This window comes from Variovorax sp. VRV01 (genome assembly GCF_014852545.1).
Classification (GTDB): domain Bacteria; phylum Pseudomonadota; class Gammaproteobacteria; order Burkholderiales; family Burkholderiaceae_C; genus Variovorax; species Variovorax beijingensis_A.
On record NZ_JACVBS010000081.1, the window covers coordinates 1 to 315 of the forward strand.

Annotated in this window: 1 pseudogene; it reads left to right on the forward strand. The window is 65.7% G+C overall.

Annotated features, from left to right (window positions below):
* Positions 1 to 315, forward strand: a pseudogene (gene tuf / locus IB278_RS33675) (elongation factor Tu); the annotation flags it as partial.

Consider the following 315-nt stretch of genomic DNA (forward strand, 5'->3'; position numbering starts at 1 on the left):
TGCGCGAACTCCTCGACAAGTACGAATTCCCGGGCGACGACACCCCCATCATCCACGGCTCGGCCAAGCTCGCCCTGGAAGGCGACAAGGGCAAGCTCGGTGAAGAAGCCATCATGAAGCTGGCCGAGGCGCTGGACACCTACATCCCGACGCCCGAGCGCGCCGTGGACGGCACCTTCCTGATGCCCGTGGAAGACGTGTTCTCGATCTCCGGCCGCGGCACCGTGGTGACCGGCGCCGTCGAGCGCGGCGTGATCAAGGTCGGCGAGGAAATCGAGATCGTGGGTATCCGCCCGACCGTCAAGACCACCTGCA